Genomic DNA, 16,773 nt, shown 5'->3' on the forward strand with positions numbered 1-16,773 from the left:
GCGCAGCCGAGCCCGGAGCCGGGGCAGGATCCCGCCGCGCAGCCGGCGCCGAGCCGGCGCCGCACCCTCACGCTGGCCGCCGTCGGCGTGACTGTGGTCGCCGCCGCGGCGCTGCTGGCGCCCGCGCTGACGCCGGACCGGACCACCGACCCGCGGGTGCTGCCGACCGCCGGGCCGGTGCAGCCGTCGCCCGCCGACCCGCCGGTGGTCGAGGAACCGGCCACCACGCCGCCGGCCGCGCCGACGTCAGTGCCGCCGAGCGGGGGCGCCCGCCCGCCGGCCACCGGTCAGGCCGACGCCGCCGAACGGGTGGACGGGCTGATCGAGGCCGGGCTGACCGAGGGCCAGATCCGCGAGGACGTCGGGGTGGACCTGCGCAACCTGCTGCGCAACGCGGTCGCCGCGAACGGCGAGGGCGAGGTGACCGCCGCCGTGGACCGGCTCCGCGGCAAGATCGACGAGCGTCGCCGGGAGGGCAGCATCAGCTCCGGGTACGCGCGGCGACTCGACGCCGCGGCGGCGGAGCTCGTGGCCGGGCAGACCTGACCGGTCAGCCGGCCACGGCGGGCGCGACCGTCCGGGATGCCAGGGCGGGTGCCCGCGCGGCCAGGAAGCCCCGGTAGACCGCCTCGTAGTCGGCGGCCATCCGCTCCACCGAGAAGTTCTCCGCGACGTGCGCGACGCAGTCCTGCGGATCCAGGTCCGCCGCCGCCCGCAGCGCCGCCGGCAGCTCGCCGGGGTGCTCGCAGACGAAACCGGTGATCCCGTCGCGGACCAGCTCCGGCACGGCGCCCCGGCCCAGCGCCACCACCGGCGTACCCGTCGCCATCGCCTCCACCATCACCATGCCGAACGGCTCCGCCCACTGGATCGGCATGATCAGGCAGCGGGCGTCCAGCAGCAGCCGCAGCGCGGTGGACCGGTCCGCGTTCACCACGAGCGTCACGTCGTCGCCGAGCAGCGGCCGGACCACCTGCTCCAGGTAGCGGCGCTCGGCCGGCTCGTTGCTCTTGCCCGCGAGCGTGAGCGGCAGCCCGGCGGCCCGGCAGGCCGCGATCGCCACGTCCGGGCCCTTGTCCGGGCTGAACCGGGCCAGCCAGAGCACCGGGCCCGCGCCCGGGCTGCGCTTGCGCGGGATGTCCCGCAGCGGCATCGCGTTGTGCACGGTGCCCGCCCAGGGCAGCCCCGGGTTCGCGCGGCGCTGGGCGTGCGAGATCGCGACCAGGCCCACCCCCCGATCGGTGTTGCCGAGCACGGTGCCGTACTCGCCGACCGGGTTGCCGTGCACGGTGGCCACTGTGGGCACGCGGCGGCGGCCGGCCACCATCGGGCCGATCGTGGTGTGGTCGTGGATCAGGTCGAAGCCGGCCGGGTCGACCAGGCGGTCCACGTGAGCGAGATGCGCCAGTTCGGGCAGCGACTCGCCCATCCGCTCGTACTGGAGGTCGTCGCAGGTGGAGACGAAGTCGGCGGCGGTGCCGTGCTCGGTGCCCGCGCCGAACAGCGTGACGCGGTGCCCCCGGTCGACAAGCGCGTCGACGAGGCCCGCTACCACCGTCTCCAGTCCGCCGTAGCCGGGCGGCGGCACCGACAGCCACGGCGGCACCACCATGGCGATCCGCAACGGCCCGGCCCAGGCGCGCTCCGAGGACTGCTGGTTCACGGCCACGAGTCCTCCCCGTCGGTCCCCGGCGTACCCCGCTGCGCGCGGGTTCCCGGCCCGGCCCGCGGTAAACGACCGGCGGTCAGCCGGACACCACGATCCCGACGTGCACCTCCCGTACGCCGGGCAGCGCCCAGGCGGCCCGTTCCGCGTCCTCCCGCTGCCACCAGGCGCTCACCACGCCGTCGAGCACCACCGTGTCGCCGTCGACCCGGGCGTCGATCCGCTCGGTCCCGGTACGCCGCAGCAGCAGGGCGCGCAGGTCGAGTCGCTTCTGTTCGTCACTCGGCGGCGTCGGGGGCCGCACCTCGACCAGGTTCGTCAGCCCGCGTACGCCGCGCAGCCGGCGCAGCTCCCGCTCGGCGGTACGGCGCTGGAAGCCGAACTCGACCTCGCCGCGCAGCATGATCCAGCCGTCGGCGACGGTCACGTCCAGCCGCTCGGCGGGCACGAAGCTGTCCCACTCCAGCGCCCGGCTCGCCGCGATCGCGATGTCGGCGTCGGTACGCCGGTCCGTGGCGGGCAGGTCGACCGCCAGGTCGCTGGCGACGGCCCGGACGCCGCGTACCCGGTGGGCGCAGCGCTCGGCGGCCCACCGCCGGGCGTAGCTGTCCACCTGGCCGGTGAGCGTCACGACGCCCCGCGAGACCGTCACGCCGATCTCGGTGGCCCGGGTCTGCGCGTCCCAGTCCAGTTCGGCGAGGACGTCGCGCTGGATCTGCTGGTCGGTACGCACGGCGGACGTGGTGGTCATGCCCCGAGCCTCCCGCCGGTACGGGTGAGGCGCGTTCACCCGTACCGGGTGAGAAACGAGGAGGGGCGGGGGGGGGGGGGGGGGGGGCCCCCCCCCCCCCCCCCCCCCCCCCCCCCCCCCCCCGGGAGGGAGGCAGGTTCCTCGGGACTATGACGTCTCGGCGAGCGTCACGGTTGCGCTCTCGCTGGATCCGTTTCGCTTGTACTGCACCTCGACCCGGTCGCCGACCTTGCCGGCCTGCACGGCACCGACCAGGTCGTTCGAGTCGTTGATCACCTTGTCGCCGAACTTGGTGATCACGTCGCCGCGCTGGAGCCCGGCCTTCTCGGCGGGGCTGCCGGGCGTGACGGCGGCGACGAGCGCCCCGCCGTCCTCGGCGCCGTTCACGCTCACCCCGAGCGAGGGGTGGCTGATCTTCTCGCCGCGCTGGAGCTTCTCGGCCACGTTCTTGGCCTTGTTGCTCGGAATGGCGAAGCCCACGCCGATGTTTCCGGTGCTGCCCTGCCCGGCGGTGGCGATGGCGGTGTTGATGCCGATCACCTCGCCGCGAGTGTTGACGAGCGCGCCGCCGGAGTTGCCCGGGTTGATCGGGGCGTCGGTCTGGAGCAGGCCGGAGATCGAGCTGGCGCCCTGCTGCGGGTTCTGCTGGCCACCCTCGCCCGCCTGGATGGTGCGGTCGCGGGCGCTGAGGATGCCGGCGGTCACCGAGCCCTGGAGGCCGAGCGGGCTGCCCAGGGCGAGCACCTGGTCACCGACCTGCATGGCGTCGCTGTCGCCGAACTTGGCCGCCTTCAGGTTGCCCACGCCACTGGCCTGGACCACCGCGAGGTCGGTCTTCGGGTCGGTGCCGACGATCTTCGCGGAGGCGCTCTTGCCGTCGGCGAAGACCACCCGCACGGTGTCGCCACCGGCGCCCGCGACGACGTGGTTGTTGGTGAGCACGAACCCGTCGGCGCTGAGGATCACCCCGGAGCCCTCACCGCTGTTCGTCATGATCGTGACGATGCTGTCCTGGACGGACGCCGCGATCTTGGGCAGGTCGGCGCTGTTGATCACCGGGGCGGCGGAGTAGGTGCGGGTGGGGCCGTCCCCGTCGAGCGCGAGGGCCAGCGCGCCACCGGCCACGCCGGAGCCGAACATCAGGGCCAGCGCCAGCGCGCCCGCGCCGACGAACTTCCCGGCCCGGCTGGGGCGCGGCGGCTGCTGCGAGCCCCACTGCGGCATCTGCTGCCCGGGCTGGTACGGCTGGTAGCCCTGCTGCGTCTGGTGCGGCTGCGCCTGGTACGACGGCACCGGCCCGCCGTGCTGGGTGGACGGGTAGCCGCCCGCGGTCTGCTGGTTCCAGCCGCCCTGCTGGTGCTGCTGTTGCCCGTACCAGGGGTGCGGCTGCCCCGAGGCCGGGTACGGCGTCGCCGGCTGCGGCGGGTACGGCCCGGCGGGCGCGGCGTCTCCGGCACTGCCGGCCGGGTTCGTGTCTCCGGCGGGTGTGCCGGTTCCGGCGGCCGGGGAGTCGGCCGGAACCGACGCGGGGGCCGGGGTGCTGGAGGAGTCCGACGTCCCGCTCTCGACGCGGGGCAGCTCGGCGGTGTGGTGCGACGGCTCGGCGTCGGCGGGGGCCGGCGACCGCTGCGGATCGGTCTCGTGGTCGGTCATGTCACCAGCTTTCCCCGTAGCACTGTCACCAGCCTGGAATCCGCCTGGAAGTTTTCTGAATGTCATTCCCCGGGCTCGGGCTCCTCCGGCAGCAGCGGCAGCTTCACCCGGAACGTCGCCCCGCCGCCCGGCGTCTCCGCCACCTCGACGGTGCCGTGGTGCGCGGCGACGAGCGCGGCCACGATGGCCAGGCCGAGGCCGGTGCTGATCGGTCCGCCGGCCCGGCGGGTACGGGCGGCGTCCACCCGGTAGAACCGCTCGAAGACCCGTTCGGCCTGCTCCGGGGTGAGGCCGGGACCGGTGTCCGCCACCTCCACCACGGCGAGGTTGCCCGCCTCGGCCCGCAGCCGCAGCGTCACCGAGGCGTCCGGCGGCGTGTGGGTGAGCGCGTTCGTCATCAGGTTGCCGATCACCTGACGCAGGCGCGCGTCGTCGCCGAGCACCACCAGCGGCCCGGCGCCCGGTTCCCGCTCCAGCTCGATCCGCCGGTCCGGGGCGATCACCCGGGCCGCCTCGACCGCGTCGGACGCCAGCACCGGCAGCTCGACCGGGGCCAGCGCGATCGGCCGTTCCCGGTCCATCCGCGCCAGCAGCAGCAGATCCTCCACCAGCAGACCCATCCGGGACGCCTCGTCCTCGATGCGGCGCAGCAGGTCGGCGGTCTGCTCCGGCGCCCGCGCCGCGCCCTGGCGGTACAGCTCGGCGAAGCCCCGGATGGTGGTCAGCGGCGTGCGCAGCTCGTGCGAGGCGTCGGCGATGAACTGCCGCATCCGCTCCTCGGACCGGCGGGCCCGCGCTTCCGACGCCTGTGCGTACGCGGCGGCGTCCCGCGCGCCCATCTCGGCGCTGCGCGCCGCCGCCTCGGAGGCGGCCCGCGCGGTGAACGCGGCCTCGATCTGCGCGAGCATGGCGTTCAGTGCCCGGGACAGGCGGCCCAGCTCCGAGGTCGGGCACGACCGCCCCTCCTCCGGGTCGGGCACCCGCCGGGTCAGGTCGCCGCCGGCGATGGCGGCCGCCGTCCGCTCTATCTCCACCAGCGGCTTAAGGCTGGTACGGACGATGCCGGCGCCGACGGACGCCAGCGAGATCAGCACCGCGCCACCGACCAGGAGGTCTATCCAGACCAGCCGGCCGACCGCGGAGTCGACGCCGGTGAGGTGCTGCCCGAGCGCGATGATCCGCCCGTCGGGCAGGGCGGTGTAGAGCATCCGCCACCGGCTCCGGCCGTCCTCGGAGCGGACGGTGAACGGGTCGCCCACCCGATCCTGGTAGCCCGCGTAGTCGGCGGGGAACCGGGGCAGTTCCTCTTCGCGCAGGCCCTCGTAGCGCGTCGGCTCCTCCGGCAGCTCACCGGGCGCCATGACGGACGCCACGTAGTCCGACGGGATGGTGATCTTGATCCCGCCGCCGCCGGCCTTGTCGAGCGTGTTGGCCACCGTGTACGCGCCGCCGCGGAGCTGGTCGTCCGCCTGCCCGATCAGATAGTTGCGCAGCAGGAACGCCGTGAGGCCGCTGATCACGACGAGCGCCACGGCCACGAGGGCGAGGACCGCGGCGACGAGCTTCAGCCGGAGCGGGACGCTGCGCAGCCTGCCCTTCGCGTCGTCGACGACGTTCACGCCGCCGGCTTGCGGAGCACGTAACCCACTCCCCTGAGCGTGTGGATCAGCCGGGGCTGGGTGTTGTCGACCTTGCGGCGCAGGTAGGAGATGTAGGACTCGACGATGTTGTCGTCACCGCGGAAGTCGTAGTTCCAGACGTGGTCGAGGATCTGCGCCTTGCTGAGCACCCGGTTGGCGTTGAGCATCAGGTAGCGCAGCAGCTTGAACTCGGTCGGCGACAGCTGCACCCGCTGGCCGGCCCGGTGCACCTCGTGGGTCTCCTCGTCCAGCTCCAGGTCGGCGAAGGTGAGGCGGGACGGGGCCTGCTCACCGGTCGCGGTACGCCGCAGCACGGCCCGGATCCGCGCGGTCAGCTCCTCCAGGCTGAACGGCTTGGTGACGTAGTCGTCGCCGCCCAGGGTGAGCCCGCGGATCTTGTCGTCGGTGGCGTCGCGCGCGGTCAGGAACACCACAGGTGTACGCGTACCACCCTCGCGCAGCATCCGGATGACCTCGAAGCCGTCCAGGTCGGGCAGCATCACGTCGAGCACCACCAGGTCGGGCCGGTGGTCCTTGGCGGCGTTCAGCGCGGCACTGCCGCTGGTCGCGGTGGCCACGTCGAAGCCCGCGAACCGCAGGCTCGCGGAGAGCAGTTCGAGGATGTTGGGGTCGTCCTCGACGACGAGAAGCCGTGCCTCGGTCTGGGTAGCCGCCATGGCCCCATCATCCGCGCTCCGGCTGCGGTCGCGCTGGGTGCCGGCTGGAAACAACCTGTGAGATCAGCGGAGCAGCCGCCGGAGCCCTTCCAGCGCGCCGTCGAGCAGCCGGATCGCGGTACGGAGCTGGTTGTCGCTCAGCCGCCGGGCCCGGACCAACGCCCCGACCTCGACCGTGAACGCGGCCAGCCGCTTGTCGAAGTCGGCGAGCAGCGGCGAGTCGTCCGGACGGGCCGCGCCCTCGCCGGTCGCCGGCCGGGCGGTGGCGGACGTCGCCCAGCCGCCCTGCCGGGTCTGCCGGGCCACCTCGCGCAGTTCCCGCTTCAGGTCGCGCACCGATCCGCGTACCTCGGTGCGGATCTCCCCGGCCAGCGCGGAGAGATCCTCGACGGCGGCGCCGATGTCGCTCTCCAGCGCCGACAGCTCGTCGGCGCGCTGGCGCAGTTCGGCGCGGCCCGCCTCGGTGATCTCGTAGACCTTGCGCCCGCCCGCGGCGGTGTGCGTGACCAGCCCCTCCGCCTCCAGCCGTTGCAGGCGCGGGTAGATGGTGCCGGCGCTTGGTGCGTACAGGCCGAGGAAGCGCTCCTCCAGCAGGCGGATCAGCTCGTAGCCGTGCTTCGGGCCGTCGTCGAGCAGCTTCAGCAGGTAGAGCCGGAGCCGGCCGTGGCTGAACACCGCGGTCACGGCACGTCCTCCACATGGTCGGCGGGCGCGACCGGGCGGGCGAGCAGCGCGATGCTGCCGGAGGTCGCGGAGGCCCAGAGCCTACCCGCACCGCCGCCGAGCACACCGTGGCTGTCCTTGATCGAGCCGAGCCCGCGTCCACCGCTGTCCACCTGGGGAAAGCTGCTGGTGATCTTGCCGGACGTGGTGTGCAGGTGCACGGTGAGGTCGCTGTCCTCGCGGACCCGGACGGTGATGCTGCCGGAGATGGCGCTGAGCCGGATCTCGCTGCCGCGCGGGTTGTCCAGGTCGCAGGTGATCGAGCCGGAGACGGCGTGGGCGCGGACCCGGTCGGGCGCGCTGTCGGCGAGGATCAGCTCACCGGAGACCGTCTCCAGGTCCAGGTCGCCGCCGATGCCGAGCGCCTCGACCGGCCCGGAGATGACCTTCGCGCTGGTGCGTCCCCGCAGCCCGCGCAGCGTGACCTGCCCGGAGGTGACGTCGACCCGGGTCTCCCGGCGCAGCCCGGAGGCGACGAGCGCGCCGCTGACCACCGACAGGGTGGCGAGCACGTCCGGCGGAACCGCTACCGACACCTCGGCCCGGATCCGGTTGCCGAACCACGAGAAGATGCCGAACAGGCCGGGCTTGCGCTTGTGCCGGATCGTCAGCCGCCCGTCGCGGACCTCGACGAGGAGCGGCCGGCTGCTGACCCGGGTCACGTCGACCCGGGCCGGACCGTCGGCGCCGACCACGTTGAGCCGGCCGCTGATCAGCTCGGCGTCGAGCCGGGTGATCGGCTCGTCCAGCGTGATGCGCTGCGGGTTCTCGACCGTCCAACTGGCCATGACACGCTCCCCTCGTCGGCGCGCCGACCCACGGCGTGCCAGGTGTTGCGAGGAGCATAACGCGATACATCGCGACTGAACAAGACACTATCGCGACTGTGTCGCGTCCCCGACGAGCCCGCGCCGGAATCCCCCTCCACCCTTTGAGACGGCTTACAGATCTTGGTACGAAACGGCCCCTACGAGGGCCGTTTCGTACCAAGATCTCCGGCCGGCCCGGCGGACAGCGGGCACTGGCAGATGGGCGAGCGTGCGGCGACGGGTGGGTGCCACCGGGTGGACGGCGGCCTCGGCGATCCGGGCCAGCGCGCGGCGATCAGCGCCCTCGGCCGGGTGCAGCGCCGCGCTCACCGTCACCGACACGGTCAGGCCCCGGGCGGCGAGCACGCGGCGTACCGACGCCCAGAGCGTCTCCGCTCCCAGGAAGGCGGGCAGCGTGCTCGGGTCGCCCGCGTACCGGTAACCGAGGCTCAGCGGCACCACCGGTGCGCCCGCCGCCACGGCGGCCTCGAACATCGCCGGGCGGAAGCCGCGGCTCGGGCGGCAGTCCGTCGCGGCGCCGCACCAGGTCGTACCCTCCGGGAACACCGCCACCGACCGCCCGGACCGCAGCGCGCCGGCCACCCGCGCGACGGTGGCCGGCAGGTCACGCGGCCGGGACCGGTCCACGAAGACGGTGCCCGCCGCGGCGGCCAGGGCGCCGACCAGCGGCCAGCTCCGTACCTCGCGCTTCGCCACCATCCGGGCCGGCGACACGGCGAGCACCGCCAGGACGTCCAGCCAGGAGACGTGGTTGGCGACCAGCAGCGCGCGGCCCCGCGGCACCCGGCCGCGGACCAGCAGCCGGACCCCGAGGGTACGCAGCATCCACCGTGCCCAGGCGCGCAACGCGGCCCGGCCCCGGGCGGCGGACAGCAGCGGTAGCAGCACGGTCAGGCCCGCCCCGGCCAGCAGCATGCCGAGTACGCCGAGCAGCCGCCCGGCCCGGCGCGGCCGCGACACGTCCGGGGCGGCGGGCGGCGGCAGGCAGTCCGGCCCGCAGCCGGAGGCGGGCCGCCACAGGCCCTCCCCGGCACCCGGACCGGCCGTCCACGGCTCGGCGGCGGCGGTGGTCACGACCTCGCCTCGCCGAGGAAGTGCCGCAGGTAGCGCGGGTTCATCCGGTCCAGCGAGAACAACACGTAGAAGTCGGCGCAGCCGAAGTCCGCGTCGTACCCGGGCTCGCCGGCCACCCAGGCGCCCAGCCGCAGGTAGCCGCGCAGCAGCGGTGGCACGAGCGCCCGGCGTTGCGCCGGGGTGAGCGCGGCGAGGTCGGCGGCCGGCGCCTCGGCGAACCAGGGCCGGCGCGGGGTGACCCGCAACAGCGGCGGGGCGAGGTGCCGGGCGGTGACCTCGGCCCACACCTGCGCGGCCGCGGTCCCGCCGTCGGCGACCGGCACCGAGGCGCAGCCGCCGAGCCAGCGGGCGCCGCGCAGGTGCAGGTAGCGGCAGATCCCGGCCCACATCAGGTTGATCACCGCGCCGGTGCGGTGATCAGGGTGGACGCAGGAGCGGCCCGCCTCGACCAGGTGGTCGCGGAGCGGGGCCAGCGGGCTCAGGTCGAACTCGGCGTCGGCGTACCGGTGGTCGGTGCGGCCGGGCGGCAGCAGCCGGTACGTGCCGACGACCTCGCCGGTGCCCTCGTGCAGCACCACCAGGTGGTCGCAGTACGCGTCGAACCCGTCGGTGTCGAGCCCGGTGGCGGCGGTCGGCAGGGTGGCGCCGAGTTCGCCGGCGAACACCTCGTGGCGCAAACGTTGCGCGGCCGCGACCAGTGTCGGGTCGTCGGCGATCAGCAGGGTGTAACCGCTGGTCGTGAGCGGTGCGCCAGCGGCGTGCAGAACGGCCATGACTCCTGTGTAGGTGCGCCGGGTTGCCGCCGGACGGGATGAGGGGTGTCGATCCGGTGAACGCCGGTCGGCGGCGGCGTGCGAACCGGGACGGCCGGGACGGGACCGGCGTGTGCGAGGCTGCCGGGCGGACCGCCGCGACGGCGCCGGCGGAGGGAAACCCGGAGGTGCACATGCTGGTCGAGGCCCGCTTCCAGGGGCCGGACGGCTCCGGCAACGGCGGCTGGAGCGCCGGCATCTTCGCCGCGCTGATCGACGACCGGGGGCCGGTGGAGGTCACCCTGCGTCGGCCGCCGCCGCTGGACACGCCGCTGACCGCCGCCGACGGCGAGGTACGCGACCCGGACGGTCACGTGATCGCCCAGGTGCGCCGGATCGAGCCGGTCGACGCGGTGGTGCCGCCGGTGGACCCGGCGACGGCGGAACAGGCCGCGCGGGCGTACCCCGGTCTGGTCGACCACCCGTTCCCCCGCTGCTACGTCTGCGGCCCGGCGAACCCGGACGGGCTGCGGATCTTCCCCGGCCGGCTGCCGGACGGGCGGGCCGCCGCGCCGTTCCGCGCGCCGGGCCAGGTGGTGCCCGCGACGGTGTGGGCGGCGCTGGACTGCCCGGGCGGCTGGGCGGTGCTCGCGCCCGGCCGGCCGTACGTGCTGGGGCGGATCGCCGCGCAGGTCACGGCGCTGCCCCGACCCGGCGACGAGTGCGTGGTGACCGGCGTCGCGGTCGGTTCCGAGGGACGCCGGGCCGAGGTGCACACCAGCCTGTACGGTGCGGACGGCGCGCTGCTCGGCCTCGCCCGGGCGACCTGGGTGGCGCTGCCGGCCCGGTGATCTCCTCCCTGAGGAGGACGGCGCGTACGCGTCCCGCCTGATTGACCCCCTTGCGCCGGGTTGGAAGGCTGTTGCGGGGCGCCCCCGCAACGGTGCCCCACCGGCGTGCGACGAGCCCGCCGGGCAGGAGAGGAGAATGATGTCCGACGGGCAGCCACGCCCCAGCGCCGGGACCGGCCAGATCATCGTGTCCGGCCTGACGAAGCAATACAAGAACGTCCGCGCGGTGGACAACCTGTCGTTCACCGTCGAGCCGGGCCGGGTCACCGGCTTCCTCGGCCCGAACGGCGCCGGTAAGACGACCACGCTGCGCATGCTGCTCAACCTGGTGACGCCGAGCGCCGGCACGGCCACCATCGGCGGCAGCCGGTACGCCGACCTGCCCGACCCGCTGCGTACCGTCGGCGCGGTGCTGGAGGCGTCCAGCGCGCACAAGGGCCGCACCGGCATCAACCACCTGCGGGTGATCTGCGCGGCGGCGGGCCTGCCGAAGGAGCGCGCCGACGAGGCGCTCGCCCTGGTCGGGCTCACGCCCGCGGCCAAGCGCAAGTTCAAGGGCTACTCGCTCGGCATGAAGCAGCGGCTCGGCATCGCCGCCGCGATGCTCGGCAACCCGCAGGTGCTGATCCTGGACGAGCCGGCCAACGGCCTGGACCCGGAGGGCATCCGCTGGATGCGCGGCTTCCTCAAGGGGCTGGCCGCCGAGGGGCGCACGGTGCTGGTCTCCAGCCACCTGCTCTCCGAGATGCAGCTGCTCGCCGACGACGTGGTGATCATCGCGGCCGGCAAGCTGGTCCGGCAGGGCCCGGTCGACCAGGTGATGGCCTCGATGACGCACGACGTGCGGGTGCGGGTACGCACCCCGCAGGCCGACGAGCTGGTCGCGGCGCTGCGCGAGCAGTCCGCCACCGTCGACACCGACCCGCACGGCGCGCTGCTGGTGACCGGCGTGGACGCGCCGACCGTGGGCCGGGTCGCGCTGGCCGCCAAGGTCGAGCTGCACGAGCTGACCACCGAGCGCCCCGACCTCGAAGGGGTCTTCCTGGAGCTGACGGCCGGAAAGGCGGAGATCCGATGACGCTGGTCCGATCCGAACTGCTCAAGATCCGTACCACCAGCACCTGGTGGATCTTCGGGCTGATCAGCCTGGCGCTGTGGGCGCTCACGCTGTTCTTCAACTGGTTGCAGACCGAGGCGCTGGCCGGCGGGGACTTCGGCGAGGTGCCGGCCGACCAGTCCGACCAGTTGCAGGCCATCTCGGCCGCCGACAACCTGGCGGCCAACCTCTACACCAACGGGCAGTTCTTCGGGCTGCTCATCGTGCTGCTGCTGGGCATCGTGGTGGTGACCAGCGAGTTCTTCCACCAGACGGTGACCACCACGTTCCTCACCGCACCGCACCGCACCGCGGTGATGCTGGCCAAGCTGGCCGCGGCCGGCGTGCTGGCGCTGCTGTTCTGGCTCGTCACCACTGTGCTGAACCTGATCATCTCGCCGCTGATCCTCAACTCGGTGGACGTCGGCTCGCAGCTCGGCAGCGGGGCGATCTGGCGGGCGATCGCGCTCAACGGCCTGGCCTACCTGCTCTGGTCGGTGCTCGGCGTCGGGCTCGGCGTGCTGATCCGCAGCCAGATCGGCGCCACCGTGACCGGCATCCTGTTCTACCTGGGTGGCGCGATCGGCGCGGCGATCGTGCTGAGCCTGCTCGCCTCGCGGTACGGCGACTGGATCAACAAGCTCCAGCTGCTGGTTCCGTCGCTGGCCTCCGGGCTCATGGTGGGCGGCGACACCAACATCCCGGGCAACCCGCCGCAGTGGGCGGGCGCGCTGGTGCTGATCGGGTACGCGGTGGTGGCCGGCGCGATCGGCGTGGCCACGATCCGCAAGCGCGACATCTCCTGACCTCGCGGTCAGGCCGGGCCCCGGCCGGTGACACCCGTCACCGGCCGGGGCCTTCGCCGTCTAGCAGGAGTCGGCGGATCACGCAGCGTTTGCCGAACTTCTGGCATCTTCTGTGAAACGGACCACCAGCCGGAGGCGAGAATGCCTGCGCGCAGCGCACGGCGTAGCCTTGGCATCGGTTTACCCAGCGTCGGCAACCGGGGGTCACCGGGGGCCACCGTGACATTCACAACCGCGTGAAAGAGGCGATTAGCGGCCGTGTCGACCCAGCAGACTTCGCAGGAGAACCCACTGGCGGGTTTCGGCCCGAACGAGTGGATCGTCGAGGAGATGTACCAGCGTTACCTCGCCGACCCCTCGAGCGTCGATTCGGCCTGGCACGACTTCTTCGCCGACTACCGGCCGGCCCCGGGCGCCGCCACGCCGCGCCCGGACGGGCAGGCCAAGCCGGCCGCGAAGCCGGAGCCGGCCGAGCAGCAGGAAGCAGTGGCCACGGTCAAGGAGCAGCCCGCCAAGGCGGAGCCGAAGGCCGCCCCCAAGGCAGCGGCCGCCCCGGCCAAGCCCGCCGCCAAGCCGGCGGCGAAGGCGCCTGAGCCGGCCAAGAAGTCCACCCCGGCCAAGCCGGCCGCCAAGGCGCCGACCGCGAGCGCCGCGGGCACCACGCCGCTGCGCGGCGTCGCCGCCAAGATCGTGCAGAACATGGACGCGTCGCTGTCGGTCCCGACCGCCACGAGCGTGCGCGCCGTCCCGGCCAAGCTGCTCGTCGACAACCGCATCGTGATCAACAACCACCTGACCCGCGGTCGCGGTGGCAAGGTCAGCTTCACCCACCTGATCGGGTACGCGCTCGTCCGCGCGGTCGTCGAGCACCCGGAGATGAACAACTCCTTCGCCGAGGTCGACGGCAAGCCGGCGATGGTCCGCCCGGAGCACGTCAACCTGGGCATCGCGATCGACCTGGTCAAGCCGGACGGCTCGCGCAACCTGGTGGTGCCGTCCATCAAGGGCTGCGAGCAGATGGACTTCCGGCAGTTCTGGCAGGCGTACGAGGACGTGGTCCGACGCGCCCGCCGCAACGAGCTGACCATGGAGGACTACTCCGGCACCACGATCTCGCTCACCAACCCGGGCGGCATCGGCACTGTGCACTCGATCCCGCGCCTGATGCAGGGGCAGAGCGCCATCATCGGCGTCGGCGCGATGGAATACCCGGCCCCCTACCAGGGCATGAGCGAGGCCACCCTGGCCGAGAACGCGGTCAGCAAGGTCATCACGCTGACCAGCACGTACGACCACCGGATCATCCAGGGCGCGCAGTCCGGCGAGTTCCTGAAGGTCATGCACGAGCTGCTGCTCGGCGAGCGCGGCTTCTACGACGAGATCTTCACCTCGCTGCGGATCCCGTACGAGCCGGTGCGCTGGATGCGCGACGTGGCCGTCGACAGCGAAGGCCAGATCAACAAGACCGCGCGGGTGCACGAGCTGATCCACGCGTACCGGGTCCGCGGCCACCTGATGGCCGACACCGACCCGCTGGAGTTCAAGATCCGCAAGCACCCGGACCTGGACGTCCTCCAGCACGGGCTCACGCTGTGGGACCTCGACCGCGTCTTCCCGGTCAACGGCTTCGCCGGCCAGCAGCGGATGAAGCTGCGCTCGATCCTCGGCGTGCTGCGCGACTCGTACTGCCGCCGCGTCGGCATCGAGTACATGCACATCCAGGACCCGGAGGAGCGCCGCTGGATCCAGGAGCGGGTCGAGCGCAAGTACGAGAAGCCCAGCTCCGACGAGCAGAAGCACGTGCTGAACCGGCTCAACGCCGCCGAGGCGTTCGAGACGTTCCTGCAGACCAAGTACGTCGGCCAGAAGCGCTTCTCGCTGGAGGGTGGCGAGTCGCTGATCCCGCTGCTCGGCGAGGTGCTGGAGTGCTCCGCCGAGGCCGGGCTGGACGAGGTCGTCATCGGCATGGCCCACCGCGGCCGGCTCAACGTGCTGGCGAACATCGTCGGCAAGCCGTACGAGAAGATCTTCTCCGAGTTCGAGGGGCACCTCGACCCGCGGTCCACGCAGGGCTCGGGCGACGTGAAGTACCACCTCGGCCAGAACGGCAAGTTCACCACCCCGGACGGCGAGCACGCGGTCAAGGTGTCGGTGGTGGCGAACCCGTCGCACCTGGAGGCCGTGGACCCGGTGCTGGAGGGCATCGTCCGGGCCAAGCAGGACCGGATCGACCTCAAGCTGGAGGGCTACACCGTGCTGCCGCTGGCGGTGCACGGTGACGCCGCCTTCGCCGGCCAGGGCGTGGTCGCCGAGACGCTCAACCTCTCCCAGCTGCGCGGCTACCGCACCGGCGGCACCGTGCACGTGGTCGTCAACAACCAGGTCGGCTTCACCACCGCACCCGAGTACAGCCGGTCCAGCCTCTACAGCACCGACGTGGCCCGGATGATCCAGGCGCCGATCTTCCACGTGAACGGCGACGACCCGGAGGCAGTGGTCCGGGTGGCCCGGCTCGCGTTCGAGTACCGGCAGGCGTTCAACAAGGACGTCGTGATCGACATGGTCTGCTACCGCCGGCGCGGGCACAACGAGGGTGACGACCCGTCGATGTCCAACCCGGAGATGTACAAGATCATCGACTCGAAGCGGTCCGTCCGGAAGCTCTACACCGAGGAGCTGATCGGGCGCGGCGACATCACCGTGGAGGACGCGGAGGAGCTTCTGCGTGACTACCAGGGGCAGCTGGAGCGGGTCTTCAAGGCCACCCGGGACGCCGCGACCACGCCGCGTCAGCTCAGCCGCCCGGCGCGGGAGGAGGAGCCGGAGCCGCAGGTCGACACCGCCACCGACGCCTCGGTGGTCAAGGCGATCGGCGAGGCGCACGTCAACCTGCCGGAGGGCTTCACCCCGCACAAGCGGATCCAGCAGCTGCTGGAGCGGCGCCGCAAGATGTCCGTCGAGGGCGGCATCGACTGGGGCTTCGCCGAGATCATCGCGTTCGGCACGCTGCTGCACGACGGCGTCACCGTCCGGCTCGCCGGGCAGGACTCGCGCCGCGGCACGTTCGTCCAGCGGCACGCCTCGGTGGTCGACGCCAAGACCGGCGAGGACTACCTGCCGCTGATGTCGCTCACCGCCGACGGCGAGCGGTCGCGCTTCTTCGTCCACGACTCGCTGCTCTCCGAGTACGCGGCCATGGGCTTCGAGTACGGCTACTCGGTGGAGAACATCAACGCGCTGGTGGCCTGGGAGGCCCAGTTCGGTGACTTCGTCAACGGCGCCCAGTCGGTGATCGACGAGTTCATCTCGTCCGGCGAGGTGAAGTGGGGCCAGCGCTCGGCGGTGACGCTGCTGCTGCCGCACGGCCACGAGGGCCAGGGCCCGGACCACACGTCCGGCCGCCCGGAGCGGTTCCTGCAGCTCTGCGCCGAGGACAACATGCGGGTGGCCATCCCGACCACCCCGGCGAACTACTTCCACCTGCTGCGCCGCCAGGCCCTGTCGCCCAAGCGCAAGCCGCTGGTGGTGTTCACGCCGAAGTCGCTGCTGCGGCACAAGCTGTGCGTGTCGCCGGTGGAGGACTTCACCACCGGGACGTTCCAGCCGGTGCTGGCCGACACCGCGGCTCCGGCGCCGGAGCAGGTGAAGCGGGTGCTGCTCTGCTCGGGCAAGGTCTACTACGACCTGTTCCAGGCCCGGCAGGAGCGGGGCGTGACCGACACCGCGATCATCCGGATGGAGCAGCTCTACCCGCTGCCCGTCGAGGAGGTCCGGGCCGCGCTCGCGCAGTACCCGAACGCCGAGGACTTCGCCTGGGTCCAGGAGGAGCCGGCCAACCAGGGCGCCTGGTCGTTCGTCGCGCTCAACCTGCTGGAGCACCTGCCCGAGGTCCGGCTGCGCCGCATCTCCCGGCCGGCCGCCGCCGCGCCGGCGGTGGGCTCGGCGAAGATGCACGAGGTCGAGCAGAACGCGCTGATCGAGGCGGCTCTCCCCCGCCCGTGACACCACCGGCAGCGGCCCGTCCCGACCCGGGGCGGGCCGCTGCCGTACGACGACGAGAGGAAAACCGTGTACTTCACCGACCGTGGCATCGAGGAACTGGTCGAGCGCCGGGGTGACGAGCAGGTCAGCCTGGAGTGGCTGGGCGAGCGGCTGCGCGACTTCGTCGACCTGAACCCGGAGTTCGAGACCCCGATCGAGCGGTTCGCCACCTGGCTGGCCCGTCTCGACGACCCGGACGAGGACTGACGGGCG

Annotated in this window: 14 protein-coding genes and 1 pseudogene; 6 read left to right on the top strand and 9 right to left on the bottom strand. The window is 73.0% G+C overall.

Annotated elements, in window-relative coordinates; all coding sequences use genetic code 11:
- Nucleotides 1-546 (top strand): annotated as a pseudogene (locus tag AC2CHG_RS03880) (serine/threonine-protein kinase); the annotation flags it as partial.
- Nucleotides 547-550: 4 nt separating this feature from the next.
- Here the strand turns inward: AC2CHG_RS03880 and AC2CHG_RS03885 are convergent.
- The 9 genes from AC2CHG_RS03885 to AC2CHG_RS03925 form a co-directional block, all read right to left on the bottom strand.
- Nucleotides 551-1,663 carry a glycosyltransferase family 4 protein gene (locus AC2CHG_RS03885; RefSeq protein ID WP_484524184.1) on the bottom strand — a complete coding sequence of 371 codons (1,113 nt, stop codon included), beginning with the start codon at nucleotides 1,661-1,663 and terminating at the stop codon, nucleotides 551-553.
- A gap of 82 nt (nucleotides 1,664-1,745) precedes the next feature.
- Nucleotides 1,746-2,417 (bottom strand): BON domain-containing protein, encoded by a 672-nt coding sequence (locus tag AC2CHG_RS03890; RefSeq protein WP_355512666.1) that lies wholly within the window; start codon nucleotides 2,415-2,417, stop codon nucleotides 1,746-1,748.
- A 147-nt stretch (nucleotides 2,418-2,564) separates the two neighbouring features.
- Nucleotides 2,565-4,070, bottom strand: coding sequence for a S1C family serine protease (locus tag AC2CHG_RS03895; RefSeq protein ID WP_484524163.1), 1,506 nt, complete (start codon nucleotides 4,068-4,070; stop codon nucleotides 2,565-2,567).
- Nucleotides 4,071-4,132: 62 nt separating this feature from the next.
- Nucleotides 4,133-5,689 carry a sensor histidine kinase gene (locus tag AC2CHG_RS03900; RefSeq protein WP_366622388.1) on the bottom strand — a complete coding sequence of 519 codons (1,557 nt, stop codon included), beginning with the start codon at nucleotides 5,687-5,689 and terminating at the stop codon, nucleotides 4,133-4,135.
- Nucleotides 5,686-6,387 carry a response regulator transcription factor gene (locus AC2CHG_RS03905; protein ID WP_030271847.1) on the bottom strand — a complete coding sequence of 234 codons (702 nt, stop codon included), beginning with the start codon at nucleotides 6,385-6,387 and terminating at the stop codon, nucleotides 5,686-5,688. The genes AC2CHG_RS03900 and AC2CHG_RS03905 overlap by 4 nt, the downstream gene beginning before the upstream one ends.
- A gap of 63 nt (nucleotides 6,388-6,450) precedes the next feature.
- Complete coding sequence (locus tag AC2CHG_RS03910; protein ID WP_262013919.1) at nucleotides 6,451-7,071, bottom strand: PadR family transcriptional regulator; 621 nt, start codon at nucleotides 7,069-7,071, stop codon at nucleotides 6,451-6,453.
- Nucleotides 7,068-7,898, bottom strand: a complete 831-nt coding sequence (locus AC2CHG_RS03915) for a DUF4097 family beta strand repeat-containing protein (RefSeq protein ID WP_357209806.1) — start codon at nucleotides 7,896-7,898, stop codon at nucleotides 7,068-7,070. Before AC2CHG_RS03915 ends, AC2CHG_RS03910 begins: the two co-directional genes overlap by 4 nt.
- A 153-nt stretch (nucleotides 7,899-8,051) precedes the next feature.
- Nucleotides 8,052-9,014 carry a lysophospholipid acyltransferase family protein gene (locus tag AC2CHG_RS03920; protein ID WP_484524164.1) on the bottom strand — a complete coding sequence of 321 codons (963 nt, stop codon included), beginning with the start codon at nucleotides 9,012-9,014 and terminating at the stop codon, nucleotides 8,052-8,054.
- Complete coding sequence (locus AC2CHG_RS03925; protein WP_484524165.1) at nucleotides 9,011-9,787, bottom strand: GNAT family N-acetyltransferase; 777 nt, start codon at nucleotides 9,785-9,787, stop codon at nucleotides 9,011-9,013. The genes AC2CHG_RS03920 and AC2CHG_RS03925 overlap by 4 nt, the downstream gene beginning before the upstream one ends.
- A gap of 173 nt (nucleotides 9,788-9,960) precedes the next feature.
- On the opposite strand from AC2CHG_RS03925, the gene AC2CHG_RS03930 reads away from it, so the two are divergent.
- The 5 genes from AC2CHG_RS03930 to AC2CHG_RS03950 all read left to right on the top strand — a co-directional run bounded on the left by AC2CHG_RS03930 (nucleotide 9,961) and on the right by AC2CHG_RS03950 (nucleotide 16,767).
- Nucleotides 9,961-10,617 carry a hypothetical protein gene (locus tag AC2CHG_RS03930; protein ID WP_366622512.1) on the top strand — a complete coding sequence of 219 codons (657 nt, stop codon included), beginning with the start codon at nucleotides 9,961-9,963 and terminating at the stop codon, nucleotides 10,615-10,617.
- 136 nt (nucleotides 10,618-10,753) lie between these two features.
- Nucleotides 10,754-11,695, top strand: a complete 942-nt coding sequence (locus tag AC2CHG_RS03935) for an ABC transporter ATP-binding protein (protein WP_370584921.1) — start codon at nucleotides 10,754-10,756, stop codon at nucleotides 11,693-11,695.
- A complete protein-coding gene (locus AC2CHG_RS03940; protein ID WP_366622381.1) occupies nucleotides 11,692-12,519 on the top strand; it encodes an ABC transporter permease in 828 nt (275 codons plus the stop codon). Before AC2CHG_RS03935 ends, AC2CHG_RS03940 begins: the two co-directional genes overlap by 4 nt.
- Nucleotides 12,520-12,777: 258 nt before the next feature.
- A complete protein-coding gene (locus AC2CHG_RS03945; protein WP_484524166.1) occupies nucleotides 12,778-16,521 on the top strand; it encodes a multifunctional oxoglutarate decarboxylase/oxoglutarate dehydrogenase thiamine pyrophosphate-binding subunit/dihydrolipoyllysine-residue succinyltransferase subunit in 3,744 nt (1,247 codons plus the stop codon).
- 66 nt (nucleotides 16,522-16,587) lie between these two features.
- Nucleotides 16,588-16,767, top strand: a complete 180-nt coding sequence (locus tag AC2CHG_RS03950) for a DUF6104 family protein (protein ID WP_194800518.1) — start codon at nucleotides 16,588-16,590, stop codon at nucleotides 16,765-16,767.
- Nucleotides 16,768-16,773 lie beyond the last annotated feature (6 nt).

It is taken from the genome of Micromonospora sp. ATLC20 (genome assembly GCF_057196585.1).